Here is a 23,758-nt window from a genome sequence, read left to right as displayed (position 1 = left end):
TCAAAGCTACACCGAACTGAACACAGTTCCCACCAACTTTCGCGACGCATACCCGCAGCCCACCGACGGGTTTGAGAATGCGTGACCGCCGCCCCGGTTCCGGGTAATGTGGGGGTCGCACCACTCTCCCCGCGGAGGCCGACCGTGGCCGTCCCAAACGCCCGCTGCCCCGGTTGCAACGCCAAGCTCGCATCGAAGCGCGGGCTCCGCCCCGGGCAGTCGGTCCGCTGCCCGAAGTGCGGCACCCGGTTCGCGGTCCCGGAACCAGCGCTCGCCCACGCGGTCGCGGCCCCACTTCCCGTGGCGCCGCCTACGCCAGCACCGCCCGCTCCCGCCGCGCCGCTCTCGCTCGACGACGATGCGCCCCAGCCGGTTCGGAGCAATGGGCGGGTTCGCCTGGCTCTCGCGTGCGTCGTCCTCGCGGTCGGGGCCGGCGGGTTCCTGGTCTACGAGCGGAAGCACCGCGACGCGGCGGCAACTCACGCGAGCGTCGAGCACCCGACCGAGCACCCGCCGCCGAAAGAGGAGCCGCCGCCCCCGCCCCCGCCCGAAGACCTCGACCGGCCCATCGACGCGCCCGAAGCGCCGCCCTTTCCCGGCGTGTTCCCGCGGCGCTTGCTGTTCGTGTCGGTCACGAAGTACGCCTTCCTCAACCCGCTCACCGCCGGGCCGCTCGCGGGGCTGGACCGCACGCGCGCCGCGGCCCTGGCGCTCGCGGCGCACTGGAAGGTGCCGGCCGACAAGCAACACGATCAGGTCTACGTGCTTTCGGACACCGCCCCGCCACCCGAGGGCCGGCCGTGCACCCGGGATGTCGTCCGCGGCACCGTCGAGCGGTTCCTCGTGACGAGCCGCGCCCAGGACCACGTCGCGCTCTACTTCGGCGGGCACGCGGTCGAGACCGGCGGGAAGGCGTACTTCGCCCCGGCCGACGGCGAGCACGACGACCCGGCCACGCTCGTTCCCGTGGACGAAATCTACGCGCACCTGCGGGCGTGCAAGGCGGCGCAGAAGGTGGTGATCTGGGACGTGTGCCGGTTCAACCCGCAGCGCGGCCGGTTGCGGCCGGGGAGCGAGCCGATGCCGGCGGCGCTGGCGGCCGCGCTTGCCGCGGCCCCCGCCGACGTGGAAGTGCTGCTCACCTGCCAGCCCGGCGAGAACGCCGCCGAAGCGTTCTCCGCACCGGCCGACGGCAGCACGTACTCGGGCAGTGCGTTCCTCGAAGCATTTCGATTGACCGGCGAGAAGCCGCCGAAGCAGCGGCGGAACGCGCAGCCGACCGACCCGATCATGACCGCGGCGTGGGCGAGCGTCGTGACGAAGCGGCTCGCCGATGTGGGCGGGGGCGCGCAGACCGTGAAGGTCACGGGTGCGCCGCGGGCGACCGCGTTCCCGTTCGACGCCGCCGAGCCGCTGCCCCCGCGGTTCGCGTTCCCCGAGCCGGCGAAGAGGCCGCCCGCTCCCGTGCCGTCGGCCGAGGTCGCCGCACTCGTGGCCGAGTTCGCGGTCCCGCCGCTCAAGACGTTCGGCGTGGACACCCCGCCGCCCGAGTTCCCCGACCGTGCCGGGGCGCTCAAGGACTACAAGGCCGACGTGCCGATCGACGACGTCCTGAAGAACCGGGCGAAGTACCCGCTCCGCGCCGCCGTGATCGATGCGCTCACCGACGTGCGGTCGCTGTGGAAGGTGTCGCCCAAGGGCGGCGTGCGGGTGCGGGAGTCGTTCACCGGCGAGGTGTCCAACACCCTGAAGCGCGACATCAAGGGCGACCAGAACACGCTCGCCGTCGGCATCGCCGCGCTGGAGGCCCACAACGACCGGCTCGACGCGCTCCAGAAGGACCGCGCGGCCCAGCCGAAGCGGTGGCAGGCGCACTTCGACTACGCCCGCGCCGTGGTGAAGTCGCGGCTCGCGTACCTCAACGAGTACAACCTGATGCTCGGCAACGTGCTCACCGAGACGCTCCCGGCCCGCGACGCGAAGGCGCGGGAGGACGGCTACCGGCTCGCGAGCACCGACACCGCGAAGATGAAGAGCAAGAAGGACGTGAAGCAACTCGCGGCCGAGGCGGCCGAGCTGTTCGACCGCATCGCGGCCGAGCGCCGGGGCACCCCGTGGGGCGACCAGGCCCGCCGCGACCGCCTCGTCCCCTACGGGATGGCGTGGCACCCGCTCGCGTCGAAGCCGTGACGGTGCCGCGCCCCGCGGCGACATCGTTCGCCCCACGCGGCCCCCCCCGGGGGGCGGCCCCTACAAACCGAAGGCATACTGTCTGGTAGGGCCGCTCTCGGGCGGCCCGCCAACCACCGAAGACTACATCCGAGGAGTACGATGTCCGACACCACCCGCCGCGCGTTCCTCGGCGCGGCCGCCGGTGCCGCCGCACTGCCGCACGACGCACGGGCCGGCACCGGGAACCCCAACGCCCCCGACCCGCTCCTGTCCGGCAAGGAACTGCCGACGTTCAAGTTCGAGCTGGAGAAGTCCCGCGGGAAGGTGAGCGGGTCGAGCTTCGGGAAGGAGGCGACCGTCGAGCAGCTTCCCATCTCGAAGGGGATGGCCGGGGTCTCGATGCGGCTCGAACCGGGCGTGTCGCGGGAGTTGCACTGGCACGCGAACGCCGCCGAGTGGGCCTACGTCGTCGGGGGCCGGTGCCGCACGACCGTGATCGACCCGGGCGGCGGCTCCGAGACCAACGACTTCGACCCCGGCGACGTGTGGTACTTCCCCCGCGGCCACGGGCACTCGATCCAGTGCCTCGGCGACACGCCGTGCCACTTCATCCTGATCTTCGACAACGGGTACTTCTCCGAGTTCGGCACGTTCAGCGTCACCGACTGGATCGGCCACGCGCCGCCGGCGCTGCTCGCGAAGAACCTCGGTCTCCCCGCGGAGGCGTTCGCCAAGTTCCCGAAGGCCGAGGTGTACTTCACGCACGGGAAGGTGCCGCCCGAGGCACCGGCGCCCCCGCACCAGGGCAAGTTCCGCAACGCGCCGGACACGCACAAGTACCGCCTCTCGGTGGAGCAGCCGCACTCGGTCCACGCGGGCGGCCGCGAGTGGCGCGTCGGGCGGGACAAGTTCCCGATCTCGAATACGATCACCGGTGTCGTCCTCGAACTGGAGCCGGGCGGGCTGCGGGAACTGCACTGGCACCCGAACGCCGACGAGTGGCAGTACGTCGTCTCGGGGGGCGACCTCGACGTGACGCTGTTCGGGTCGCACGGCCGGTTCCGGGTCGAGACGCTCGGCGCCGGCGACGTCGGGTACATCCCCCAGGGGTACGGGCACTCGATCGAGAACAAGGGGAAGCGGGTCGCGAAGCTCGTCATCGCGTTCAACACCGGGCACTACGAGGCGATCGACCTCTCGGCGTGGCTCGCGGCGAACCCGGACTACCTGCTCCGCGACACGTTCGGCGTGCCTGACGGATTCATCAAGCAGTTGCCGCGGCACCGGGTGTTCGTCGCGTCGAAGGACGGCCCCGGCGGGTCCGACCCGAACCCGCCGCAGTGAACCGGTTCCGTTCGCACTGGCGTTGGCACCGGGGTTGCAGCCCGGGGGATGAACAGCACGAAACCAACGCACCGGAGGCCAGTTCTTGGACAGGAAGGGCGGGTCGCGTGACCAATTGAACGCCGCTGGAGTGCAGCGGTGACCGAGCCGTTCCCCACCGACGTCGTTCGGTTCCTCGACACCCACGTCGAGTCGATCGACCAGTTGGAAATCCTCCGGGTACTGGGCGAGGAGCCGGCCCGAGGGTGGCCGGTCTCGGCGCTGGCCGCCGAGGTCCAGGCGGCCCCGGCCGCGGTCGCCGGGCACGCGGCGGCGCTGCGCGCCCGCGGGCTCCTCGCGCCCGAGGGGCCGGAGGGTGCCCCGGTGTGCCGGTTCGCCCCGGCCACGCCGGAACTGGACGCCCTCGCCCGCAAGGTCCTCCGCCTGTACCGCGAGCGGCCGGTCAGCATGATCAAGTACGTGTACGCGCGGGCCGCGGACCCGCTGCGGGCGTTCGCCGATGCGTTCCGGCTCCGGAAGGAGGGGTGAGGGTGGAAGGCGTCGTTTACCTCCTGTGCGCCGCCACCGCCCTCGCGTGCGGGGTGCTCCTGGTCCGCGGGTACCGCCGGTCCCGCTCGCGCCTGCTCCTGTGGTGCGGGCTGTGCTTCCTGCTGCTGTGCGCCGAGAACGTGGTGCTGTTCTTCGACCTCGTGGTCATCCCGGACGTGGACCTCCTCGTGGTCCGCCGCGGGCTCACGCTCGCGGGGGTGTCGGTGCTGTTGTTCGGCCTGGTGTGGGACGCGCCGCGGCGCTGACGGGGGCGACGATGGACCAGTTGCTGTCCGGGATGATCGCGATGGGGTTCGCCGTCGCCGGGGTGTTCTTCCTGCGGTTCTGGCGCGACACCCGCGACCGGCTGTTCGCCATGTTCGCGCTCTCGTTCCTCGTGATGGCCGGGAGCCGGATCGCGGTCGCGCTCTCGGACCAGCCCGCGGCCGGGACGGTCCAGTACTGGGTGCGGTTCGTGGCGTTCGGCCTGATCCTCTTCGCGGTGCTCGACAAGAACCGCCCGCCCCGGGCCGCCCCGCCGCCCTCGCCGCCCGCGTGACGCGCGAACCGGCGGGCCGCCCGCACCGTCCTTCGGAGCATGGACACCCCCGCGCACACAACGTTCCTCGTCTTCGGCGACCTGCACGGCCGGGTCCTGCCCGCGTTCCGCTTCGCGTCGTACTGGGCGCGGCGCGCGAAGCGGCCGGTCGCCGGGCTCCTCCAGGTCGGCGACCTCGGGTACTTCCCGAACCCGGCGGCGATGGACCGCGCCACCGTCCGCCACGCGAAGGACGACCCGCTCGAACTCGGCACGCTCGACATCGTCGCCACCAACCCCCTCGCTCAGGCCACCTTCGAGGACGACCCGCACGCCGCGCCGGGGCTGTGGTTCACCGCCGGCAACCACGAGGACTTCAAGGAACTCGAGCGCCTCGCGCTGGCGAGCGGCACGCAACCGGACTTCGCCGTCGATGCGTACTGCAAGGTCCGCGGCATCAAGGACGGGCACGTCAAGGTGCTCCCCGAGCGCTCGACGTGGGTGATCGAGCCGCCCCCGGACCTCGCGGCGCAACCCGCGCCGGGGGTCTCGGTGCCCGAGCTGCGGGTCGGGGCCGTCTGGGGAGTGGACGGCGACGGGCCGAACGGCCGCAAGAACCTCCCGCCCCGCGGGTACATCGACCACCGGGCCGTGGACCGGCTCGCGTGGGAGGAGTTCGACGTGCTGCTGTCGCACGACGCGCCGAAGGACGCCAAGCGCGTCGGGTACGGGAGCGAGGCGCTGCGGGCGCTGCTCGGCATCGCGAGGCCGAAGTTCGCGTTCTTCGGGCACTACGGCGGCGACGGCTCGTGGCTCGAAGGGGGGCCCGGCGAAACGCAGGTCTACCACCTCGCCGGCTTCGAGCTGCGGACCCGCGACGGGCACCCCGAAACCGGCAGCGTCGGCGTCCTCGAACACACCGGCAGCGGCTGGGAGTTCAACTTCATCGGCGACGCCGACCTCAAGCCGTACACCCGGTACAACTGGAAGTGGGTGTGACGCGCGTGCGAGTGGGGACCGGCACGTTGCACCAGTGCGGGGCCAAACGAAAAAGCCGGCGGCAAACGCCGCCGGCTTTTGATGGATAGGTTGGGTGAAGTGAAGTCAGGTGTGAGTGGTGGGTCAGGGGAGCCCCGGCCCGATCGTGTTCGACGCAAAGGGGTATTGCACGGCCTGTGCCAAAGTGCGGCGCAAAGCACCGCGTGCGTGCCGTCGCCTGGATTTCCCAGGCGGAGAGAGCGGTGACGGGTCCGGGGACCGGCCGCCGGTGGGTCCCGGCGATCGCCCGCCGAACCGGGGTGTGCAGTGCGCTGCCGAACCAGGGGAACCCAAACCCGCTACTCTGACCCGACGCCGTAACTTCCCCGGTCCGGTCGCCAAAGCGATGTTCCACTTCCGCCTGAAGCCGTCCCCGATCCCCGACGCCGGGGTCGGCGTGTTCGCCACGACGGACATCCCCCGCGGGACCGTTCTGAAGGAGTTGTTCGCTCCCGACGACGTGACCCGCCGGACCTGGGCCGAGTTCGCGGCGCTCGACGTGCCGGCCGAGGTGAAGGAGAACTTCGTCACGCGGTACGAGACGGAGTGCTTCACGCCGAGGGACTTCAACCGCATCAGCGTGGGCTGGTTCCTGAACGACTCCGAGGAGCCGAACCTCGCCCACGACGCGAACTACGACTACTTCACCCTCCGCGACGTCCGCGCCGGTGAGGAGTTGCTCATCCGGTACGACGACCTGTGACCGCCCGCCGGCATCACACCCCTTCGAGGCTGATGCCGCCGTTCAGGACGTTCAGGTTGAACCCGCCCGCGAGCGGGGTGCCCGACAGCGGGGCGAGGAACTGCACCCCCGACGACGCCCCGCGGGTGACGAGGACGAGGTTGCGCGTCCCGCCCGCCCCCGGCGACACGCCGGCGATCGCGGCAACCGTGACGCCCTTGCCCGCGAGGTAGCTCTTGCTCGGCCCGGCGCCGGTGCTCGTCGCCGTGGCCAGGCCCGTGGCCGTGTTCACCGCGAACGCCGCCACCCGCACCCGGGCGTTGCTCGCGTCCGTCACCGCGTCCAGTGCCGCGAACACCAGCTCGTCCTTCCCGTCGCCGTTCGCGTCGGTGAACGTCACCCGCCCGCCGCCGTCGATGATCTTCGTCCCCGACCCGACCCCCGCGAACGGGGCCAGCGGCGCGTTCGTGCCCGAGAGCCTCAGTTCCGCCAGGGCCGTCCCGGCGGCGTTGAGGTCGAACGCCTTGAGCTTGAGCGTCTTGTTCGGGTTCGTGACCGCGACCGCGTCGCCGCGGGTCACTGCGATCTCGTCGCCGGGCGCGCCGTCCAGGTCGCCGACCGCGACGACGACGCCCTTCGCGTAGGCCGGGCCGAACGGCGTGTGCCCGAGCTTGTCGGACCCGACGAACGTGTCGGCCGCGCCGTTCTTGGTGCCCCCCGGCGTGACGACGACGAGCCGCCCGTACTCGAGCCTCGCCGCCTGCGGGCCGACGCGGGTGCCGGCCACGAGGTCGATCTTGCCGTCGCCGTTCACGTCCCCAACGGCGATGTTCAGGCCGTTCGTGTACGCCCCGGTCCGGTCCGTGGTCCCCTTCTGCTGCCCCGGCCCGGCGTGGTTGGCGAACGGGGTGAACGTGTGGAGGTGCGACAGCGTCCCCTTGGCCGCTGCGGTGCCGTCGAACACGAACACCTTCCCGGCCTTGGTCGCGGCCAGGCCGTTCACCCCGCCCGCGTCGGCCGCGGTGACGAACAGGTCCGGGACCGCGTCGCCATTGAAGTCGCCGAACGCGACCTGTACCACGCCCCTGTACGGCCCGGCCTTGGTGTCGAGCGGCCGCACGGTCGAGACGACCGCGCCCGTGGTCGGGTTCAGCGTGCGGACGGTGCCGTCGGAGCCGCCGACCGCCATGAGCGGGGAGTTCTTGACCGCGACGGTGGCGCTCGGCCCGGCGGCCGGGGCGGACTGGTTCGCCTTGTCGGTCGCGGTGCTGGCCGCGATGGAGATGCCCAGGGTGCCGTTGCCCGTGATGTTGCTGATGGTCACGGTCCGCGTCTTCCCGCTCCCGGTCACGGTGACCGTGCCGTTGGCGGTGCCGGTCTTGTTCAGGGTCACGTTGGCCGCGGTCAGGGTGCTGGTGTTGAAGTTCGGGTCCGCGTAGGTGACCGTGTACGTCACGACGCCGCGGCCCGTCGCCGCCGAGGACGGCGCGCCGATCGTGACCGTCGGGGCGGCCGTGTCCACGACGAGCGCCTTCGACTTCGCGAGCGACTGGCCGCTCGGGATCGCGAGCGGGACGGCGGTGCCGCCGGCGTCGCGGAGCGTGGCCCCGGTCGCGAGCGCGAGCGCCGTCGAGTCCAGGTCGCCGCTGTTGTGCCCGGCCGCGACGGTGTACGTCCCGGTCACGGTCGTCTGGTTGGTGAACGGCGCGAACGTGACGGTGCCGCCGCCGCTAAGGGCCAGCGTCAGGTTCCCACCCGCGAGCGTGACCGGCTGCGAGAACGTGAGGGTGACGTTGATGGTCGCCCCGACGCCGTAGGTGCCGTTGGCGGTCGTCGAGGTCACGGTGCTGACCGCCGCCGTGGCGCTGGTCACGTTCAGCGTGACGACCTGCGTGTCCGGGGTCGTGTGCGATGCGTCCTTCACGCCGAACTTCAAGGAGATCGGCCCCGTGAAGTTGGCCGGCGGCGTGACCGTCACGCGGCCCGTCGCCTGGTCGATCTGCGTCTGCACGTTTACCGTCTGGCCGCCCGTCGTGGTCGCGCTCACGACCGAGTACGTGAGGGCGTCACCCTCCAGGTCGGTCGCCGTCAGTTGGAACGTGGCCGCCGTCCCCGGCGTCGTGGTCTGGCCCGCGACCGGGCCGAGGAACGGGGCGTCGTTCACGGCGTCGGCCACGAAGTTCACGTTGAACGTGTCCCCGGTGCTCGACGCGCCGCCGTCGCTCGGCGTGACGGTGACGGCCGACGTGCCGGTGAAGGTCGCCGGGGCGGTGACCCGCAGCACGCCGTTCGGGTCGTTCGGCACCACCGTCGCGGCGGTGATGGTGACCGGACTGAGTGGCGTCCCCGTGTCACTGCTCTGCACCGGCGTGGACATGAGCTTGGCGAAGGTGTCGAACCCGGCGACGAGCTGGCCGAAGATGGTGTGCTGGAAGTTCAGGTTCTGCGGCTGCTGCCCGAGGGTCAGGTCGGTGTCGGTGATGAAGAACTGCGAGTCGCCGGTGTCGTCGCCCGAGTTCGCCATCGCCAGCAGCCCGGGGCTGTTGAACGTCAGCCGGGTGGTGAACTCGTCGTCGATCTTCAGGCCCGAGCCCCCGGTCCCGTTGCCGTTCGGGTCGCCGCCCTGGGCCACGAACCCGTCGATGATCCGGTGGAACGTCAGGTCGTCGTAAAAGCCCTGGTTCACGAGCGCGACGATGCGCGCCGTGGTGGCCGGCGCGAGGGTGTCGAACAGCCGGAACGTGAGGTCGCCCTCGAACGCGGCCCCGCCCGCGGCCGTCCCCGCGACGCGCAACTTGATCGTCGTCCCGCCGGTCACGACCTGCACCTGCACCTGCGGGTTGCTGCTGGCGGCGGAGTACGTGACGGTGCCGGTCGCGTTGGTGACCGTGAGCGGGAGGTACAGGTCCTTGGTGTTCGGCGTGGTGAAGTCGTTGAGTGGGGCGAGCGTCGCCGGCACCTCGCGGGGCTCGAGCTGTTCGAGCCCCAGGCGCGAGCGGCGGGCGGGGCGGGGGTGCTTCTTGGCAGAACGCATGCGGGGCTCCGTGGGCGTCAAGGGTGTGGTCGCAGGGTGCGTGGAATTCGTCGCGGGTCGTCGCTCGTGTGGGCGCTAACAAGCGGGCGGCGGGCGCGTCGTGCGCCGGCCGGCCCGCGAGTTAGCACCCGGTGCGGCCGCCGGGCGCCCGGGATCGCTTCCTTACCCCGGAGCCCCGAGCCGTTCACCGCGGGTTCGCCCTTCAATCAGGCGAACTGGACCGAGAAGGCGCCCGACTCGGGCGAGAAGGCGAAGTGCGCCGTCCCCGCCGCCGCGAGCCGCCGGTACGCGCCGGTGCCCCCGGTCGCGGTGTACGTGAAGGCCGCCGGGAGCGGGCTGAACCCCGGTTGCAGCGGGCCGAGCAGGTCGAGTGCGATCGTGCCGTGCGCGTCGGTCAGGACCACCCGGCCGGTCGCACGCCCGCGGGCCGCGAACCCGACCCCGCGGACCCAGCCGGTCAGTTCAAAGGCGCCCATCCCGGCGAGCGCCACGGTGCCCGACAGGTCGAACACGGTCCCGACGTCGGGGAGGGCGTGCGAGCCGGTGTCGGTGCCGCCGCCCTGCCCGTTCAGGTGCCGGCCCGCGGCCACCCGGTCGCGGGCCGGGGGCGCGGGCGTCCCGACGTGCGGGTCGGGACGCGCACCGGCCGCCGCCCTGGTCGCAATCTGCTTTGGCATCAGTTTCGCGCCCCGGTTGGACACGGCATGTCCTCCTAACGTGCCGGGCGGCCGAACGCGGCCACCCACCGGGTACATCGAATCCGGCGCGCGGAACGAGCGCGACTTTGGGAATTTTTCTCGGGGGCCGGTCACGGGGCGCGGCGAAGGGTCTCCCGCAGCGCCGCCGCCTGCGGGTTGGTGGGGTCGAGGGCCAGGGCGCGCTCGACGTCGGCGAGGGCCCGGTCGCGGCGGCCGGTGCGGAGGTGCGCGAGCCCCTGGTGCAGGTGCCCGGCGGGGTTGTCCGGGTCGAGGCCGGTGCAGACCGCGAACGACAGCAGCGCGTCCTCGTGCCGGCCGGCGGCGAGGTCGCACCGGCCCAACTGGAGCCGCGCCCAGAACGACCGCGGGTCGCGGCCGGTGGCCCGCTCGAACTCGATCCGGGCCGGCCCCAGCGCGCCGCGCCTCAGGTGGTAGTTCCCGACCGCGACGTGGTGCCACGCCGACGCCGCCGGGGCGTCGGTTGCGCGCCGCGCGTCGGCCTCGGCGTCCGCGTGTTGCCCGGCCCCCCGCTTCAGCGCCGCGAGTTCGAGGTACAGGCCGGCCCACGGGCCGAGTTCGCGGTCCGCCTCGGTGAGCGCGTCGATCGCGGCCCGCCGCGCCCCGGCCGGGTCCGCCGCGAGTTGGACCCGCAGGTTCGACCAGACGATCACCACGTCGAGCAGGTCGACGCGGGCGGTCTCGCGCACCGCCGCCGGGGCGTCACCCCTCACCAGGGCGAACAGGTCGGCGCGGCGCGCCCACAGGTCGGCCCCGACCCGCTCGGCCCGCGCCAGATCGGCCGCGGGAACAGCGTCGGCCGCCGAGACCGCCCGCATCCCCTCGGCCAGCGTGTGGAGGTCGCCGCACGCGACCGCCTGGTCCGATTGCCGCAGCCCGCGGGCGAGCCCGGCCCCCAGTCCGCCCGTGAACGGCAGCCCCTCGGCGACCGCGAGCCCGCGGCGGTACGCGCCGCGGGCGTCGGTGAACCGGCCGCGGGCGAGTTCGGCGTTCCCCTCGTCGAGGGCGACCCGGGCCGCGGCCAGGCGACTGCTCACCTGACTCGCCCCGAGCACGCCGCCGCCCACGAGAACGGTGAGCGCCGCGCCGAGGATCAGCCCCTGCGGGCGGCGGCGGCGCCACTTCGCCCACCGCTCGCCGAGCGAGTGGTTGCGGACGCCGCGCAGCGGGAGGTCGTTCAGGTGCCGGCGGAGGTCGTCGCCGAGCGCCGCGGCGTCCGGGTAGCGGTCGCGCGCCTCGGGTTCGAGGCACCGCGAAACAACATCGGAGAGCCCGCGACTCACCCGACGGTTTCGTGCGGTCAGTGGAACGGGCCGCTCCCCCGGCAACTCCCCGGCGAGCGCCTCGTACATCAGCACGCCGAGGGAGTACACGTCGGACCGGCCGTCGACCTCGGCGGAAATCGCCCGGCCGGTGCGGATCGCGTCGAGGGCGGCCCGCTGCTCCGGCGACTGGTACGCGGGCGTGCCCCCGAGCCACGGCGGGGGCGGCCCGACGGCCGGCACCGGCGGCCGCGCGAGGTGGAAGTCCAGCAGCATGGGCCGCCCCTCGGCTGTGAGGAGCACGTTCGAGGGCTTCACGTCCATGTGGACCAGTCGGTGGTCGTGCGCGAACTGGAGCGCGTCGGCCAGCCCCTCCGCGACCCGCACCACCACCCGGACGTAGTCGGTCGCCCACGCCGGCGGCGCGACCGGCCCGGCCCCGAACGGCGGCGCGTTTCCGGGGGCCGCGGCGATCGCGTCCCACACCTGGGCCGGGGTCCGCTCGGCCGCCGGCACTGGCGCGAGCGCGGCGAGCGCGTGGGCGAGCGTCGCGCCGCCGAAGAACGGCATGCACAGAACCCGGAGCCGGCGGGCCTGGTCGTCGTGCGCCGCGTACAGCGGGACGATGTTGGTGTGCTGGAGGCGGGCGAGGGTGTGGTGCTCGGCGTCGGCCCGCGGCGTCAGCTTCAGCACCACCTGGCGGTTGGCGAGCGACGGCTGGCGGGCGAGGTACACCCGGCCGCGGCGGCCCCGGCCGAGTTCCGCGAGCAGGTCGAACTCGGCGAGCCGCTCGCCGACCGCGGGGAACACCGGCTCGCGGTCGACTTCGAGGGCGTCGCGGAGGTCGAGGAGGAGGCGGAGTTGCGTGGCCCACTGCGGGAACCGGGCGAGCACCTCGGCCGAGCCGCCGGGCTCGCCGCTCTCGCGGCGGAGCGAGACCTCCTCGTAGATCAGTTCGCCGGCGGCCCCGGGGTGGTCGCGGAGCTGGGGGTGCTCGGAGAGGAAGTCCTCGGTGAGCGGGCGCTCGCCCAGGTCCCACCGGCGGCGCATCTCGGCCACCAATCGGTCGGCCAGCGCGTTCACCTCGGTCGAGTGCCCGGGGGCGGTGCTACTGTCCATCGAGGACGCGGGGCGGGGAGTCGTCGGTGCCGTCGAACGCGACCTGGCGGGCGAGGTGGCGGAGGATGCGGCGGACGCTCCCGGCGTGGAGCCCGGTCCGCTCGCTGATCTCCTCGCACGTGTACCCGAGGCGGCGGAGGTCGAGCACCGTGCGGTGCTCGGGCGGGCACGCGGCGAGCAGGCTCTGCCACGCGGCCCCGGCGCGGGCGTGCTCACTGGGCCGCGGCTCGGACCCCGGCAGCTCGCGGGCGAGTTCGCCCAGCGCCTCCTCGCGGCCGGTCTGGGCCTGGGCGCCCCGGGCGCGGTCGTACAGCCGGCACAGCACGACCCGCGTGAGGAACGCCCGCAGGTGGGCGGTGTCGTTGAACTGCCAGCGGGCCTCGCGGAACCCGTCGAGGAGGGTCGCCCACGCGGACTGGACGATGTCGGCCGAGTCGAACCGGGTGCGGACCCCGGTCGGCATCCGCCGGCGGACGAGCCCGCGGAGGAACGGCTCGAACGCCTCGAACAGTTCGCCCGTGGCGGCCTCGTCGCCGCGGCGGAGCCGGGCGAGGACGTGATCGAGCGGCGCGTCGGTCATTGCCGGACCACGAGAGTAGGGGCCTCGGTGTGCGGGGACCGGACGCGGAGCCGCTGCCGGGCGACTTCGAGCGCGACGCCGACCGCGCCGATCGACACCGCCCAGTACCCGACGCGTTCCCAGAGCGCCACGGGGGCGGTCGGGTCGGCGAGCGCCGCGCCGAGCGTGTCGAGGAACTGGTCCGCGGCCCCGAGCAGGTCCGCGACCCCGGGCGTCGCGGTGATGTCGCCGGCGAAGGCGGGCACCGGTTCGACCGGCGCCGACTCGGCCCTCGCGAACTCCTCGACCACCACCGTGCGAGCGGCGGGCGCCGCGGTTGCGGCGGCCTCCTCTGTTTCGTCCGCGTACTCGGGTAGCTCGTACTCGACGACCTGCGGCGGCGGGGGCAACTTCAGGACGACCTCGCCGAGCGGTTCGTCGACTTCCTTGGGTCGCGAACGCACGACCTGGGCGGGGTCGAACTCGGGCACCGCGGGCACGACTGGCTCGGCCGTCGCGTCGGGCGTGCGGTGGAAGACGATCCCGGTGGCCGCGGGCGCGAGAAACGACGCCGCGGGGGAGCGGACCCTCGCGGCGGCCGCCATCATCGAGTCGGCCGCGAGCGGGAACGAGGGCACACGAACCCGCGTGGCACCCGTCATCCCCGAGCCGGCCGCGAGAGAGGATGAGGGCGAACGACCTTGCGCGGCGTCCAGCACGACCGAGTCGGCCATGACGGGGAACGAGGGCGCAGAGATGTCGCCCCCGAAGAGACCGAAGAGACCGAAGTCCGCGGGGAGCGCACGGTCTTCGAGTGGTTCAACGCGCAGCCGGCGATTTGCGACAGCAGGCATGAGGGCCTCGTTGGTCCGACCCGAGAGCCGGCATGATACTCGGACCGGAGCGGTCCGACCACCCCACCCGGCAGAGTCGACCCAGTCTCCCGAATCACAGTAAGGGAGACGAAGCGCACTGCAAGGAGATTTGCCCGCCGCGAACGGGAACAATAGCCGCGGCGGCGGAACAACCGCACCAGCTCCATCACCGTTGCCACATCTCAGGGCGGCGCCGCTTACCGAACAGGCACCGGCCACCCACTCCCATTTCGCTCGGGACCGCCCCGATCCCGTATAAGTCGCACGCCCCAGATCAGTTACGCGATGGGGCGTGATTTCCCACACACGCGGTACGGTCGTTGCGTTCCCCCATAATCATCCCGCTTGATTCTACTCACGAGCACTTCCGATGACCCGCCTCATTGTGGCGTCGGCCCTCCTGTTGACTAGCGCGTCCTCGGCTCCGGCCAGTCTCGCGGCCAGGACATCAGCGGTCCCGCTCGACGACCTCCGGTTCCCGGTCCGCAGCCTGCCGGTCGGCACGGTGCCGCTCCCGGCCCCGCCACCGCAGGTCGATGTGAGCGGGGACACGCAGGTGCTGTTGAACGGCCGCCGGGTCGAGTTCCGCGAGGTGCCCTCCGCGGCGACGGTCGAGCGCGTCGTCCTCGCCGCCGATGGGAAGACGATCGTTCGGATCGAGTTCACCATGCCCCGTTAAGGACTAACGGCCGGGCCGTTGAGGTGGGGCACGAACGTCTGTGCGGCGAGTTGGGGGAGGGGTCTCCGCAACCGATGCCAACTCCTCGCACAGACGCCAAACTCCTCGCGAACGGGGGGAGAGCCTCGCACAGAACCCCCGACTCCTCGCGAGCGAAGGGAAGAGCCCCGCACAGAACCCACGACTCTTTGCAAGAACCCTTCGCGCCGGGCACGAATCCAGGCCTCAACTGCTCTGCAGCGCAACCACCGAAACGCACGTTAGACGCGCCTCGGGGTGCTCCACCCGGAATCGGGGTTGGGTCCGCCACACCAAAGTAAGCGGCCCCCGAGTGGACCGTTCGAAACGGCCGACTCGGGGGCGTGCGCCTGCTTTGCGAGGCTCACCGCCGCGGGATGACGACGCCCGGGTTGGTGCTCGTTCCGCCGACGCCGGGGGCCACTTGCCCCGCCGTCGTCGACGAGGAGGGGAGCTGCTGCACGACGCCGCCCGTAATCGGGTACACGCGGGCCACGCCGTCCGCACCCACAATCGTGATCGTTTGCCCGGTCACCGCGCCCGGGCCGGTGAACGCCGGAGCCGCGGGGAGCGCCGCATAGGGCTGCACGGGAGCGGCGTAGTACGGTCCCACGGGAGCGGCGGAGTAGCCCGGCGTCGCGGGCTGGGTGCGGGAGGAGTTTCCGAAGGCCTTGTCGCCCCAGCGCAGGCCCGGGGGCGGGGCCGCGGAGACGGTACCGACACTTCCGAGGAAGGCGGCGAGCGCGACGAGAGCGGACGACAGTTTCACGGGAGAGGGACGCATGTGCGTACTCCTGCCCACCGGGAGTCGGGTGGTCGTGGTCCGTCAAAATGGGCCGACGGCCACCCCGGTGGGGCGGTCCAAAGGGAAGAGGTTCGACCAGTTCGGCGGACGACCCAGGGCTTGGGACTGGGCAGTGCGCTCGGGGCCGGTGGCTGGAGAAGCGGCCCCTTACCTGCACTATCCACACCGGCGGCCCGGAAAGTCAACAGTTAACCGCACCAGTTCCCGATTCCCCCGATTCCGCACCCGTCAGCTCTTCACCACCTCGCTCACGTCGAGCACGTACACCTGCCGCTGCGCGGCCCCGGTCACGGCGTCTCGGCCGTGACCTCCGGGGGCGGACCCTTCTTCCGCGGCCACACGAGCAGCACCACGCCCAGGATCACGAGCGCGGCGGCGACGCCGGTGCGCCCGGTCAGCGCCTCGTCGGCGAACAGCCACCCGAGGAGCACCGCGACCACGGGGTTCACGAACGCATAGGTGCCGACCAGCGCCGGCGAGGTCGCGGTCAGGAGCCAGTTGTACGCCGGCAGCGCGACGACCGCGACCGCCACGAGGTACACCCACGACGCGACCGACGCGACGGAGATTGCCGACACGTTGACCCGCTCCGCCTCCCCCATCGCGAGGCCGATGGCGACCATGAACACGCTCCCGCACAGCATCTGGGTGCCGGACGTGCGGACCGCCGACTTCGGGAGGTCGGCGTAGCGGTTGAAGAGCGACCCGACGGCCCACGCGATCGAGGCGACGACGAGCACGGCGGTGCCGACCGGGTTGATGCCGCCGGGGGCCGAGAGGGCCGCGACCCCGCCCAGGCCCAGGCCGATCCCGATCACCTCGACGGCCCGCGGCCCGCGGCGGCCGCCGTACCCCCAGTCGAGGAGGAGCAGCCACGCGGGGAGCGTCGCGACGACGAGCGCGGCCGCGCCCGACGGCACCGCCTGCTGCGCCCACGTCACCCCGCCGTTGCCCATTACGAAGAGCGGCACCGACGCAAGGGCCGCGTTCCGCCACTGCCGGGCGGTCGGCCGCGGGGCGCCGTTGCGGACCCCGAGCGCGTACAGCGCGGCCCCGGCGATCAGGAACCGCAGCCCGGCCATGAGGAACGGCGGGAGCGTGTCCACGGCGATGCGGATGGCGAGGTACGTCGAGCCCCACAGGACGTAGATCGTGGCGAACGCCAGGACCAGCTTCACACGACTCGGCGGCTCGGCCCCCATCGCTCCCCCCGTGCCAACACCACGCGGCCCCCAGAGCACCCGGTCCCGCCCGTTCAGCGGGGAACAACCGAGGACACCCGAGTACCGCCCCCGGTTCGCGCCGGTCCCGGCACGTGGGTTGCTTCAACTTATTGCGGCGGGGCGGACGCAACAGACTGAATGGGCGACAGTCTGCGGCGGACCGCCCCGTCACTTTTTCACTTCCCGGCCGTTCGGCCCCGGGTTCCCCCTCTTCCTTTCCGCGACACGGGCGAACGGAAACGCGCATCACGCGGACGCTGCGTGCGCACCGCGGCCGGAAGCGGCGATCTCGAACGACCGGAGCCGGGCGGCGTGGTCGTAGATCTGGCCCGCGAGAATGAGTTCGTCGGCCCCGGTTTCCTGAACGAACCGGTCGAGCCACCGCCGCACCGTGGCCGGGTCGCCAACGGCCGAGCACTTCGTCATGCGGTCCACGTGCGCCCCCTCGTGCGGGAGCCAGAGCCGGTCCATCGACTCGACCGGCGGGGGGAGCAGCCCGGGCGTCCCGCGCACGAGGTTGAGGAACTGTTGCTGGGCCGAGGTGAAGACGCGCCGCGCCTCGGCCTCGGTGTCGGCCGCGAACACGTTCGCCGCGACCATGACCCGCGGCCGGTCCAGGACCTTCGACGGCTCGAAGTTCCGCCGGTACAGGGCCAGCGCCTCGTGCAAGTGGTCCGGGGCGAAGTGCGAGGCGAACGCGAACGGCAGGCCCGACTCCGCCGCGAGCGCCGCCGAGAAGTCGCTCGACCCGAGGAGCCAGAACGGGACGCGGAGCCCCTCGCCGGGGACCGCGTGGACCCCGGTCCCCGGCCCGCCGGACTCGAAGTAGCCCACCAGCTCCCGGAAGTCCTGCGTGAAGGTGTCCGGGCCGCCGAAGTGCCGGCGGAGCGCCCGGGCGGTGCGGTGGTCGCCCCCGGGGGCGCGGCCGATCCCGAGGTCGATGCGGCCCGGGAACAGCGACTCCAGGGTGCCGAACTGCTCGGCGATCACCAGCGGGGCGTGGTTCGGGAGCATGACCCCGCCCGAGCCGACCCGGATCCGCGACGTGCCGCCCGCGACGTGCGCGATGACGACCGCCGTGGCGGCGCTGGCGATGCCGGGCATCCCGTGGTGCTCGGCGAGCCAGAACCGCTCGTACCCCCACCGCTCGGCGTGCCGGGCGAGGTCGAGCGAGTTGCGGAACGACTCGGCGGCCGTGCCCCCGGCGCGGACCGGGGACAGGTCGAGGACGGACAGCGGGACGGCGGACAGCGGCTTCGGCGTCATGGGTCACCTCGCGGGCGATCTCCCATTGTTCGCCGGGGGGCAACCCCGCCGCTCCACTTCTCCCGTCGGGGCGTCACGACTTGAGCGAGGCCATGTCGATCACGAACCGGTACTTCACGTCACTCTTGAGGAGCCGCTCGTAGGCCTCGTTGACCTTCTGAATCGGGATCACCTCGACGTCGCTGACGATGCCCTTCTCGGCGCAGAAGTCGAGCATCTCCTGCGTCTCGGCGATGCCGCCGATGCCGGACCCGGCCAGGCTCCGCCGCGGGCCCAGCAAGCTAAACGCCGCGACCGGCAGCGGGTGCTCCGGCAGGCCGACGAGGCACAGGGTGCCGTCGAGCTTCACGAGCGCCAGGTACGCGTTGAGGTCGTGCTCGGCCGACACGCAGTCGAGGACGAAGTCGAAGCTGTTCGCGTGCTTCTTCATCTCGCCGGCGTCCTTCGAGACGACGACCTCGTGCGCCCCGAGCCGCTTGCCGTCCTCGATTTTGCTGGGAGAAGTCGTGAACAGGACGACGTGCGCCCCGAACGCGCGGGCGAACTTCACCCCCATGTGCCCGAGCCCGCCGAGCCCGACCACCCCGACCTTCTGCCCCGGCCCGACCTTCCAGTGCCGCAGCGGGGAGTACGTCGTGATCCCGGCGCACAGGAGCGGCGCCGCGGCCGCCGGGTTGAGCTTCTCCGACACCTTCAGCGTGAACGCCTCGTCGGCGACGATCCGCTCGGAGTACCCGCCGTAGGTGATGCCGCCGGAGACCTTGTCGGGCGAGTTGTACGTGTAGGTCGGGGTGCACTGGCAGTACTGTTCGAGCCCGCGGGTGCAGCTCGGGCAGGTGCGGCACGAGTCCACGATGACGCCGACGGCCGCCACGTCGCCGGCCCGGAACTTCCTCACGTCCGCGCCGACCCGCGTGACGCGGCCGACGACCTCGTGCCCCGGGACGCACGGGTACACGGTGTTCTTCCACTCGTTACGGACCTGGTGCAGGTCCGAGTGGCACACGCCGCAGAACAGGACGTCGATCTCCACGTCGGTCGGGAGCGGGTCGCGGCGGGCGACGCCGAACGGGGCGAGCGGGGTGGTCGCGGCGTGTGCGGCGTAGGCCTTCGTGGTCATGTGCGTCTCGCGGGTGCGGGGCCGGGCGTTCCCGGGCGCGGCCGCCGCGGGTGTGGTACTTCTGTACGCCCCGAACAACACCGTTGACAGGGTCGGGTGCTGCGGTAGACTGTCGACAGACGACAGCCGACCGACCGAGGCCCGCATGCCCGCCGACGTTACCGCGCCGCTGACCCGCACGAGCCTCGCCGAGCAGGTCCGCGAGCGGCTCCGCGAGGCGATCGTGTGCGGCGAGTTGCCGCAGGGCGGCCTCATTACCGAGCCGGTCGTGGCGGCCCGGTACGCGGTGAGCCGCGCCCCGGTCCGCGAGGCGATGCTCGCCCTGGAGCGCGACGGGCTGGTCACGTTCGACGCCCGGGGCCGCGCCCGGGTGCTCGAGCTGACGCCCCGCGTGTTCGAGGAACTGGTGAGCGTCCGGGTCGCGATCGAGGGGCTCGCCGCGCGCCTGGCCGCGGCCGGCGATGTCGCCGAACTCGCCGCCGCCCTCGAAGAGAACATCCGCCGGCAGGGCGAGGCGGGGACGTACCGCGACCTCACCCGGCTCGACGTCGACTTTCACGAGGCGATCGTCCGGGCCGCGCGGAACGACCGGCTCCTCGCCGCGTGGCTCACCGCCCGCTCGGTGTTCGAGTTCTGGCTGGCCGCCGCGTTCCGCGACGCCGAACTGGCCGTCGCGCCGCGGACCCTCGCGGTCGACTCGCACCGCCGGCTCCTCCGGGCGGTCGCGTCCGGCGACCCGGACCGGGCCGAGAAGGCCGCCGTCGCGCACATCACCCGCTGGCGGACGTACCTGCCCGCCGCCCGCCCCGTTCTCCCCGAGGCCGCCCGATGACCCGCCTCTCCCTTCCCGCGCTCCTTCTCTTCACCGCGACGGGAACCGCCGCGCCGCCCGACTTCGCGGCCGACGTCGCCCCGATCCTGGAGCGGCACTGCGTCCGGTGCCACCAGCCCGGCAACGCGAAGGGCAAGGTGTCGGTCGCGACGCCCGCGGACCTGCTCGACAAGGAGCACGTCGTCCCCGGCAAGCCCGCGGAGAGCGGCGTGCTCGACCTTCTCGTTCCCGACGTGCCCGGCAAGCGGCCGCGGATGCCGAAGGAGGGCAAGGCGCTGACGGCGGCCGAAGTCGCCACGCTCCGCGACTGGATCGCGGCCGGCGCGAAGTGGCCGAAGGAGGTCGTCGTCAAGGAGCGGTCGAAGGCCGACAAGTCGTGGTGGTCGCTGCGGCCGCTCGCGGACCCGGCGCCCCCGAACCCGGCCGGTCTGCCGAAGGCGTGGGCCGCGAACCCGATCGACCGGTTCGTGTTCGCGAAGCTCGCCGAGAAGGGGCTGACGCCGTCGCCGCCGGCCGACCCCCGCACGCTCGTGCGCCGCGTGACCTTCGACCTCACCGGCCTGCCGCCGACGCCCGGGTCGATCGAGGCGTTCGCCAAGGACCCGTCCGACGCGGCATACGCGAAGCTCGTCGACGACCTGCTCGCGAGCCCGGCCTACGGCGAGCGCTGGGGCCGGCACTGGCTCGACGTGGTGCGGTTCGGCGAGTCGAACGGGTTCGAGCGGAACGTCATCATCGACTCCGCGTGGCCGTTCCGCGACTACGTCATCAGGAGCTTCAACGACGACAAGCCGTTCGACCGGTTGGTCCGCGAGCACCTCGCCGGCGACGTACTGGACCCGGGGAATCCGGCCGTCGAGGTCGGCACCGCGTTCCTCGTTACCGGCCCCTACGACAACGTCGGGAACCAGGACGCGGCGCAGGCCGCGGTGATCCGGGCGAACACGCTCGACGAGATGGTGCGGGCGACCGGCGAGGCGTTCCTCGGCGTCACGGTCGGGTGCGCCCGGTGCCACAACCACAAGTTCGACCCGATCACGCAGCAGGACTACCACCGGCTCGCGGCCGCGGTCGCGGGAGTGTTCCACGGCGAGCGGCCGATCGGCTCCCCCGAGCAGACGAAGAAAGTCGCGGCCGCGCGGGCAACGCTCGAGAAGAAGCGGGCCGAGGCCGCGTCGCTGGTCAAGCGCGCGACCGCCGCGGCCGCGGTGCTCGGGTTCCCGCCGGTGTCGGTGCGTCAGGCGGAACAAGCGGTCGGGGTCGCCGCGGCCGAGGCCGAGGTGCGGGCGCTCGGCCCGACCCCGGTGTGGTGGGTCGGCCAGTTCCGGCCCGTGAACGGCCCGTTCAACGTGTTCGTCGGCGGCGACCCGCAGAAGAAGGGCGACGCCGTCGCGTTCGCGAGCCCGGCGTTCCTCTCGGAGTCCGCCAAGGGGTTCGACCTCCCGGCGACCGCGACCGAGGCGCAGCGGCGGAAGGCGCTCGCCGAGTGGATCGTCTCGCCCGACAACCCGCTCACCGCCCGCGTGCTGGCGAACCGCGTCTGGGGCTGGCACTTCGGCACCGGCATCGTCGAGACGCCGAGCGACTTCGGGTACATGGGCGGCAAGCCGACGCACCCCGAACTGCTCGACTACCTCGCCCGCCGGCTCCACGCCGAGAACTGGAAGCTCAAGCCGGTCCACCGGCTCATCGTCACCTCGCAGGCGTACCGGCAAGCGTCCGCGTACCGCGCCGACGCGGCGTCGGCCGACGGCGATTCGCGATTTCTGTGGCGGTTCCCCCCGCGTCGTCTCTCGGGCGAGGAGGTCCGCGACGCGATGCTGAGCGTCTCGGGCAAGCTCGACCCCAAGCCCGGCGGCCCGGGGTTCCGGCTCTACAAGTACGTGCAGGACAACGTGGCGACGTACCTCCCGCTCGACGCGCCGGGGCCGGAGACGTACCGCCGGGCCGTGTACCACCAGAACGCCCGTGCGGCCCGCGTCGACGTGCTGACCGACTTCGACTGCCCCGACCCGGCCGCCGCGGCCCCGCGGCGCGCCAGCACGACGACGCCGATGCAGGCGCTGGCGCTGTTCAACCACAAGTTCACCCTCGACATGGCCGACGCCCTTGCGGCGCGTGCGAAGGCCGACGCCGGCCCCGAACCGGACGCCCAGGTGCGGCGGCTGTTCGCACTCAGCTACGGCCGCTCGCCGACCGCCGACGAACTCGCCGCCGCGAGCAAGGTCGCCCAGGCGCACGGCCTGCGGGCGCTCGCCCGTGCCGTGCTGAACTCGAACGAGTTCCTGTACGTCGATTGACCCGCCGATCTTGGTGGGGCGGGCATTCTTGCCTGCCTCCGCGCTACGGGCGGCAGGCAAGAATGCCCGCCCCACCAATGAAACCCGACAGTTCGGAGCCCCCCGTGAACGCCCCTCCCCTGCTCGACCGCCGCGGGTTCCTCTCGCAGATCCCGACCGGGTTCGCCGGCGTCGGGCTGATGTCGCTCCTCGCGAACGAGGCCGCCGCCGACTCGGGCGCGTGGCAGCCCGGGAAGGGGAAGACGCACCACCCCGCGAAGGCGAAGCGCGTCCTCCAGATCTTCTGCCCCGGGGCGGCGTCGCACATCGACCTGTGGGACCACAAGCCGACGCTCGAAAAGCTCGACGGCAAGCCGCTACCGGGCGAGGAGAACCTCGTCAGCTTCCAGGGGAAGAACGGGAACCTGATGCGGCCGCCGTGGGCGTTCAAGGCGGCCGGCGCGTGCGGGAAGATGCTCTCGACGCTGCTACCCGAGGTCGCGAAGTTCGCCGACGACATCGCCTTCCTGCACGGGATGACGTCGAAGACGAACACCCACGGCCCCGGGTGCGTGTTCATGAACACCGGGCACGTCACCGAAGGGTTCCCGGCGGCCGGGTCGTGGGTCACGCACGCGCTCGGCTCGGCGAACGAGAACCTGCCGGCCTACGTCGCGCTACCCGACATCCGGGGCGAGCCGCCGAACGGCAAGGCGAACTGGTCGAACGGGTTCCTCCCGGCGAGCGTGCAGGGCGTGCTGCTCGCCGCCGACCAGCCGGTGCGGAACCTCGTGCCGCCGGCCGGCGTGTCGCCGCAGGAGGACGCCGCGACCCGCGACGTGCTCGGGTTCCTCAACGCCCGCCACTCGCAGACGCACCCCGGCGACAGCGACCTCGCGGCCCGCGTCGCGTCGTACCAACTCGCCGCGAAGATGCAGCTCTCGGCCCCCGAGGTGTCGGACCTCGCCCGCGAGCCGGCCGCGGCGCACAAGCGGTACGGCACCGGCGACGCCAACAAGCTCAAGGCCGCGTACGCGCGGAACTGCCTCCTCGCGCGGCGGATGCTGGAGCGCGGCGTGCGGTACGTCAACCTGTACTGTGCGAGCCGGGCGAGCGGCGTCGACGGCCTGCTGAACTGGGACGCGCACAAGACGCTGAAGCAGGACTACGACCGCCACGCGCCGATCTTCGATCAGCCGACGGCCGCGCTGCTCACCGACCTGAAGCAGTCCGGTCTGCTCGACGACACGCTCGTGCTGTGGACGACGGAGTTCGGCCGGATGCCGACGCACCAGGCCGGGGTGCGGGGCCGCGACCACAACCCGGACGGGTTCACCTGCTGGATGATGGGGGCGGGGGTGAAGGGCGGGGTGAGTCACGGCGCGACCGACGAGTTCGGCCGCCGCGCCGTGGAGAACGTGACCACCGTGTGGGACTTCTACGCGACCGTGCTCCACCTGCTCGGCTTCGACCACGAGAAGCTGACGTGGTACCACAACGGCCTGAGCCGCCGGCTCACCGACGTCCACGGCCACACGATCCACGAGGTGCTGGCGTGACGCCGACTCACGGTGATCGCATTGGTCCGAGCCCGAGCGCCGAGCGAGGGGTGAGCGTTGCCCCCTCGCGCGGCGCTCGGGCTCGGGCCCAAACGGAACGCGAAGTCACG

20 protein-coding genes are annotated in these 23,758 nt (G+C 72.5%); 11 read left to right on the top strand and 9 right to left on the bottom strand.

Annotated features, from left to right (window positions below):
• Window positions 1-144: 144 nt before the first annotated feature.
• From ACTIGN_RS01140 to ACTIGN_RS01110, 7 genes are all read left to right on the top strand, one after another.
• On the top strand, window positions 145-2,190 hold the full coding sequence (locus ACTIGN_RS01140) for a hypothetical protein (RefSeq protein WP_439620578.1): 2,046 nt from the start codon (window positions 145-147) through the stop codon (window positions 2,188-2,190).
• A gap of 141 nt (window positions 2,191-2,331) precedes the next feature.
• Window positions 2,332-3,516: a cupin domain-containing protein gene (locus ACTIGN_RS01135; RefSeq protein ID WP_439620577.1), complete on the top strand. Its 1,185-nt coding sequence runs from the start codon at window positions 2,332-2,334 to the stop codon at window positions 3,514-3,516.
• 138 nt (window positions 3,517-3,654) lie between these two features.
• Window positions 3,655-4,044: a hypothetical protein gene (locus ACTIGN_RS01130; protein ID WP_439620576.1), complete on the top strand. Its 390-nt coding sequence runs from the start codon at window positions 3,655-3,657 to the stop codon at window positions 4,042-4,044.
• A 2-nt stretch (window positions 4,045-4,046) separates the two neighbouring features.
• Entirely contained in the window at window positions 4,047-4,310 is a 264-nt protein-coding gene (locus ACTIGN_RS01125) for a DUF5985 family protein (protein WP_439620574.1), read from the top strand.
• 11 nt (window positions 4,311-4,321) lie between these two features.
• Entirely contained in the window at window positions 4,322-4,603 is a 282-nt protein-coding gene (locus ACTIGN_RS01120; RefSeq protein ID WP_439620573.1) for a DUF5985 family protein, read from the top strand.
• Between the two features lie 39 nt (window positions 4,604-4,642).
• Window positions 4,643-5,581, top strand: a complete 939-nt coding sequence (locus ACTIGN_RS01115) for a hypothetical protein (protein ID WP_439620572.1) — start codon at window positions 4,643-4,645, stop codon at window positions 5,579-5,581.
• A 385-nt stretch (window positions 5,582-5,966) separates the two neighbouring features.
• A complete protein-coding gene (locus ACTIGN_RS01110) occupies window positions 5,967-6,323 on the top strand; it encodes an SET domain-containing protein-lysine N-methyltransferase (protein ID WP_439620570.1) in 357 nt (118 codons plus the stop codon).
• 13 nt (window positions 6,324-6,336) lie between these two features.
• Here the strand turns inward: ACTIGN_RS01110 and ACTIGN_RS01105 are convergent, their stop codons facing one another.
• From ACTIGN_RS01105 to ACTIGN_RS01085, 5 genes are all read right to left on the bottom strand, one after another.
• On the bottom strand, window positions 6,337-9,336 hold the full coding sequence (locus ACTIGN_RS01105; protein ID WP_439620569.1) for a peptidylprolyl isomerase: 3,000 nt from the start codon (window positions 9,334-9,336) through the stop codon (window positions 6,337-6,339).
• A 206-nt stretch (window positions 9,337-9,542) separates the two neighbouring features.
• On the bottom strand, window positions 9,543-10,013 hold the full coding sequence (locus ACTIGN_RS01100; RefSeq protein WP_439620567.1) for a hypothetical protein: 471 nt from the start codon (window positions 10,011-10,013) through the stop codon (window positions 9,543-9,545).
• Between the two features lie 131 nt (window positions 10,014-10,144).
• A complete protein-coding gene (locus tag ACTIGN_RS01095) occupies window positions 10,145-12,433 on the bottom strand; it encodes a protein kinase domain-containing protein (RefSeq protein ID WP_439620565.1) in 2,289 nt (762 codons plus the stop codon).
• Complete coding sequence (locus ACTIGN_RS01090) at window positions 12,423-13,013, bottom strand: RNA polymerase sigma factor (protein ID WP_439620563.1); 591 nt, start codon at window positions 13,011-13,013, stop codon at window positions 12,423-12,425. The genes ACTIGN_RS01095 and ACTIGN_RS01090 overlap by 11 nt, the downstream gene beginning before the upstream one ends.
• Window positions 13,010-13,630 carry a hypothetical protein gene (locus ACTIGN_RS01085; protein WP_439620561.1) on the bottom strand — a complete coding sequence of 207 codons (621 nt, stop codon included), beginning with the start codon at window positions 13,628-13,630 and terminating at the stop codon, window positions 13,010-13,012. The genes ACTIGN_RS01090 and ACTIGN_RS01085 overlap by 4 nt, the downstream gene beginning before the upstream one ends.
• 607 nt (window positions 13,631-14,237) lie before the next feature.
• On the opposite strand from ACTIGN_RS01085, the gene ACTIGN_RS01080 reads away from it, so the two are divergent.
• A complete protein-coding gene (locus ACTIGN_RS01080; RefSeq protein ID WP_439620560.1) occupies window positions 14,238-14,546 on the top strand; it encodes a hypothetical protein in 309 nt (102 codons plus the stop codon).
• Window positions 14,547-14,928: 382 nt separating this feature from the next.
• On the opposite strand, the gene ACTIGN_RS01075 is transcribed toward ACTIGN_RS01080, so the two are convergent.
• The 4 genes from ACTIGN_RS01075 to ACTIGN_RS01060 all read right to left on the bottom strand — a co-directional run bounded on the left by ACTIGN_RS01075 (window position 14,929) and on the right by ACTIGN_RS01060 (window position 18,978).
• Window positions 14,929-15,348 (bottom strand): hypothetical protein, encoded by a 420-nt coding sequence (locus ACTIGN_RS01075; RefSeq protein ID WP_439620559.1) that lies wholly within the window; start codon window positions 15,346-15,348, stop codon window positions 14,929-14,931.
• 308 nt (window positions 15,349-15,656) lie between these two features.
• Window positions 15,657-16,547, bottom strand: coding sequence for an EamA family transporter (locus ACTIGN_RS01070; protein ID WP_439620557.1), 891 nt, complete (start codon window positions 16,545-16,547; stop codon window positions 15,657-15,659).
• A gap of 291 nt (window positions 16,548-16,838) precedes the next feature.
• Window positions 16,839-17,858, bottom strand: a complete 1,020-nt coding sequence (locus ACTIGN_RS01065; RefSeq protein ID WP_439620555.1) for an LLM class flavin-dependent oxidoreductase — start codon at window positions 17,856-17,858, stop codon at window positions 16,839-16,841.
• 73 nt (window positions 17,859-17,931) lie between these two features.
• Window positions 17,932-18,978 (bottom strand): NAD(P)-dependent alcohol dehydrogenase, encoded by a 1,047-nt coding sequence (locus ACTIGN_RS01060; protein ID WP_439620553.1) that lies wholly within the window; start codon window positions 18,976-18,978, stop codon window positions 17,932-17,934.
• Window positions 18,979-19,123: 145 nt separating this feature from the next.
• Between ACTIGN_RS01060 and ACTIGN_RS01055 the strand changes: the two genes are divergently transcribed.
• From ACTIGN_RS01055 to ACTIGN_RS01045, 3 genes are all read left to right on the top strand, one after another.
• Window positions 19,124-19,810: a GntR family transcriptional regulator gene (locus ACTIGN_RS01055; protein ID WP_439620552.1), complete on the top strand. Its 687-nt coding sequence runs from the start codon at window positions 19,124-19,126 to the stop codon at window positions 19,808-19,810.
• A complete protein-coding gene (locus ACTIGN_RS01050; RefSeq protein WP_439620550.1) occupies window positions 19,807-22,110 on the top strand; it encodes a DUF1553 domain-containing protein in 2,304 nt (767 codons plus the stop codon). Before ACTIGN_RS01055 ends, ACTIGN_RS01050 begins: the two co-directional genes overlap by 4 nt.
• Window positions 22,111-22,187: 77 nt before the next feature.
• Complete coding sequence (locus tag ACTIGN_RS01045) at window positions 22,188-23,648, top strand: DUF1501 domain-containing protein (RefSeq protein WP_439620580.1); 1,461 nt, start codon at window positions 22,188-22,190, stop codon at window positions 23,646-23,648.
• The last annotated feature ends 110 nt before the right edge of the window (window positions 23,649-23,758 follow it).

The organism is Gemmata sp. (assembly GCF_051859125.1).
GTDB lineage: Bacteria > Planctomycetota > Planctomycetia > Gemmatales > Gemmataceae > Gemmata.
Note: the sequence above shows the minus strand (reverse complement) of the source record. Positions and strands in the feature narration are given on the sequence as shown.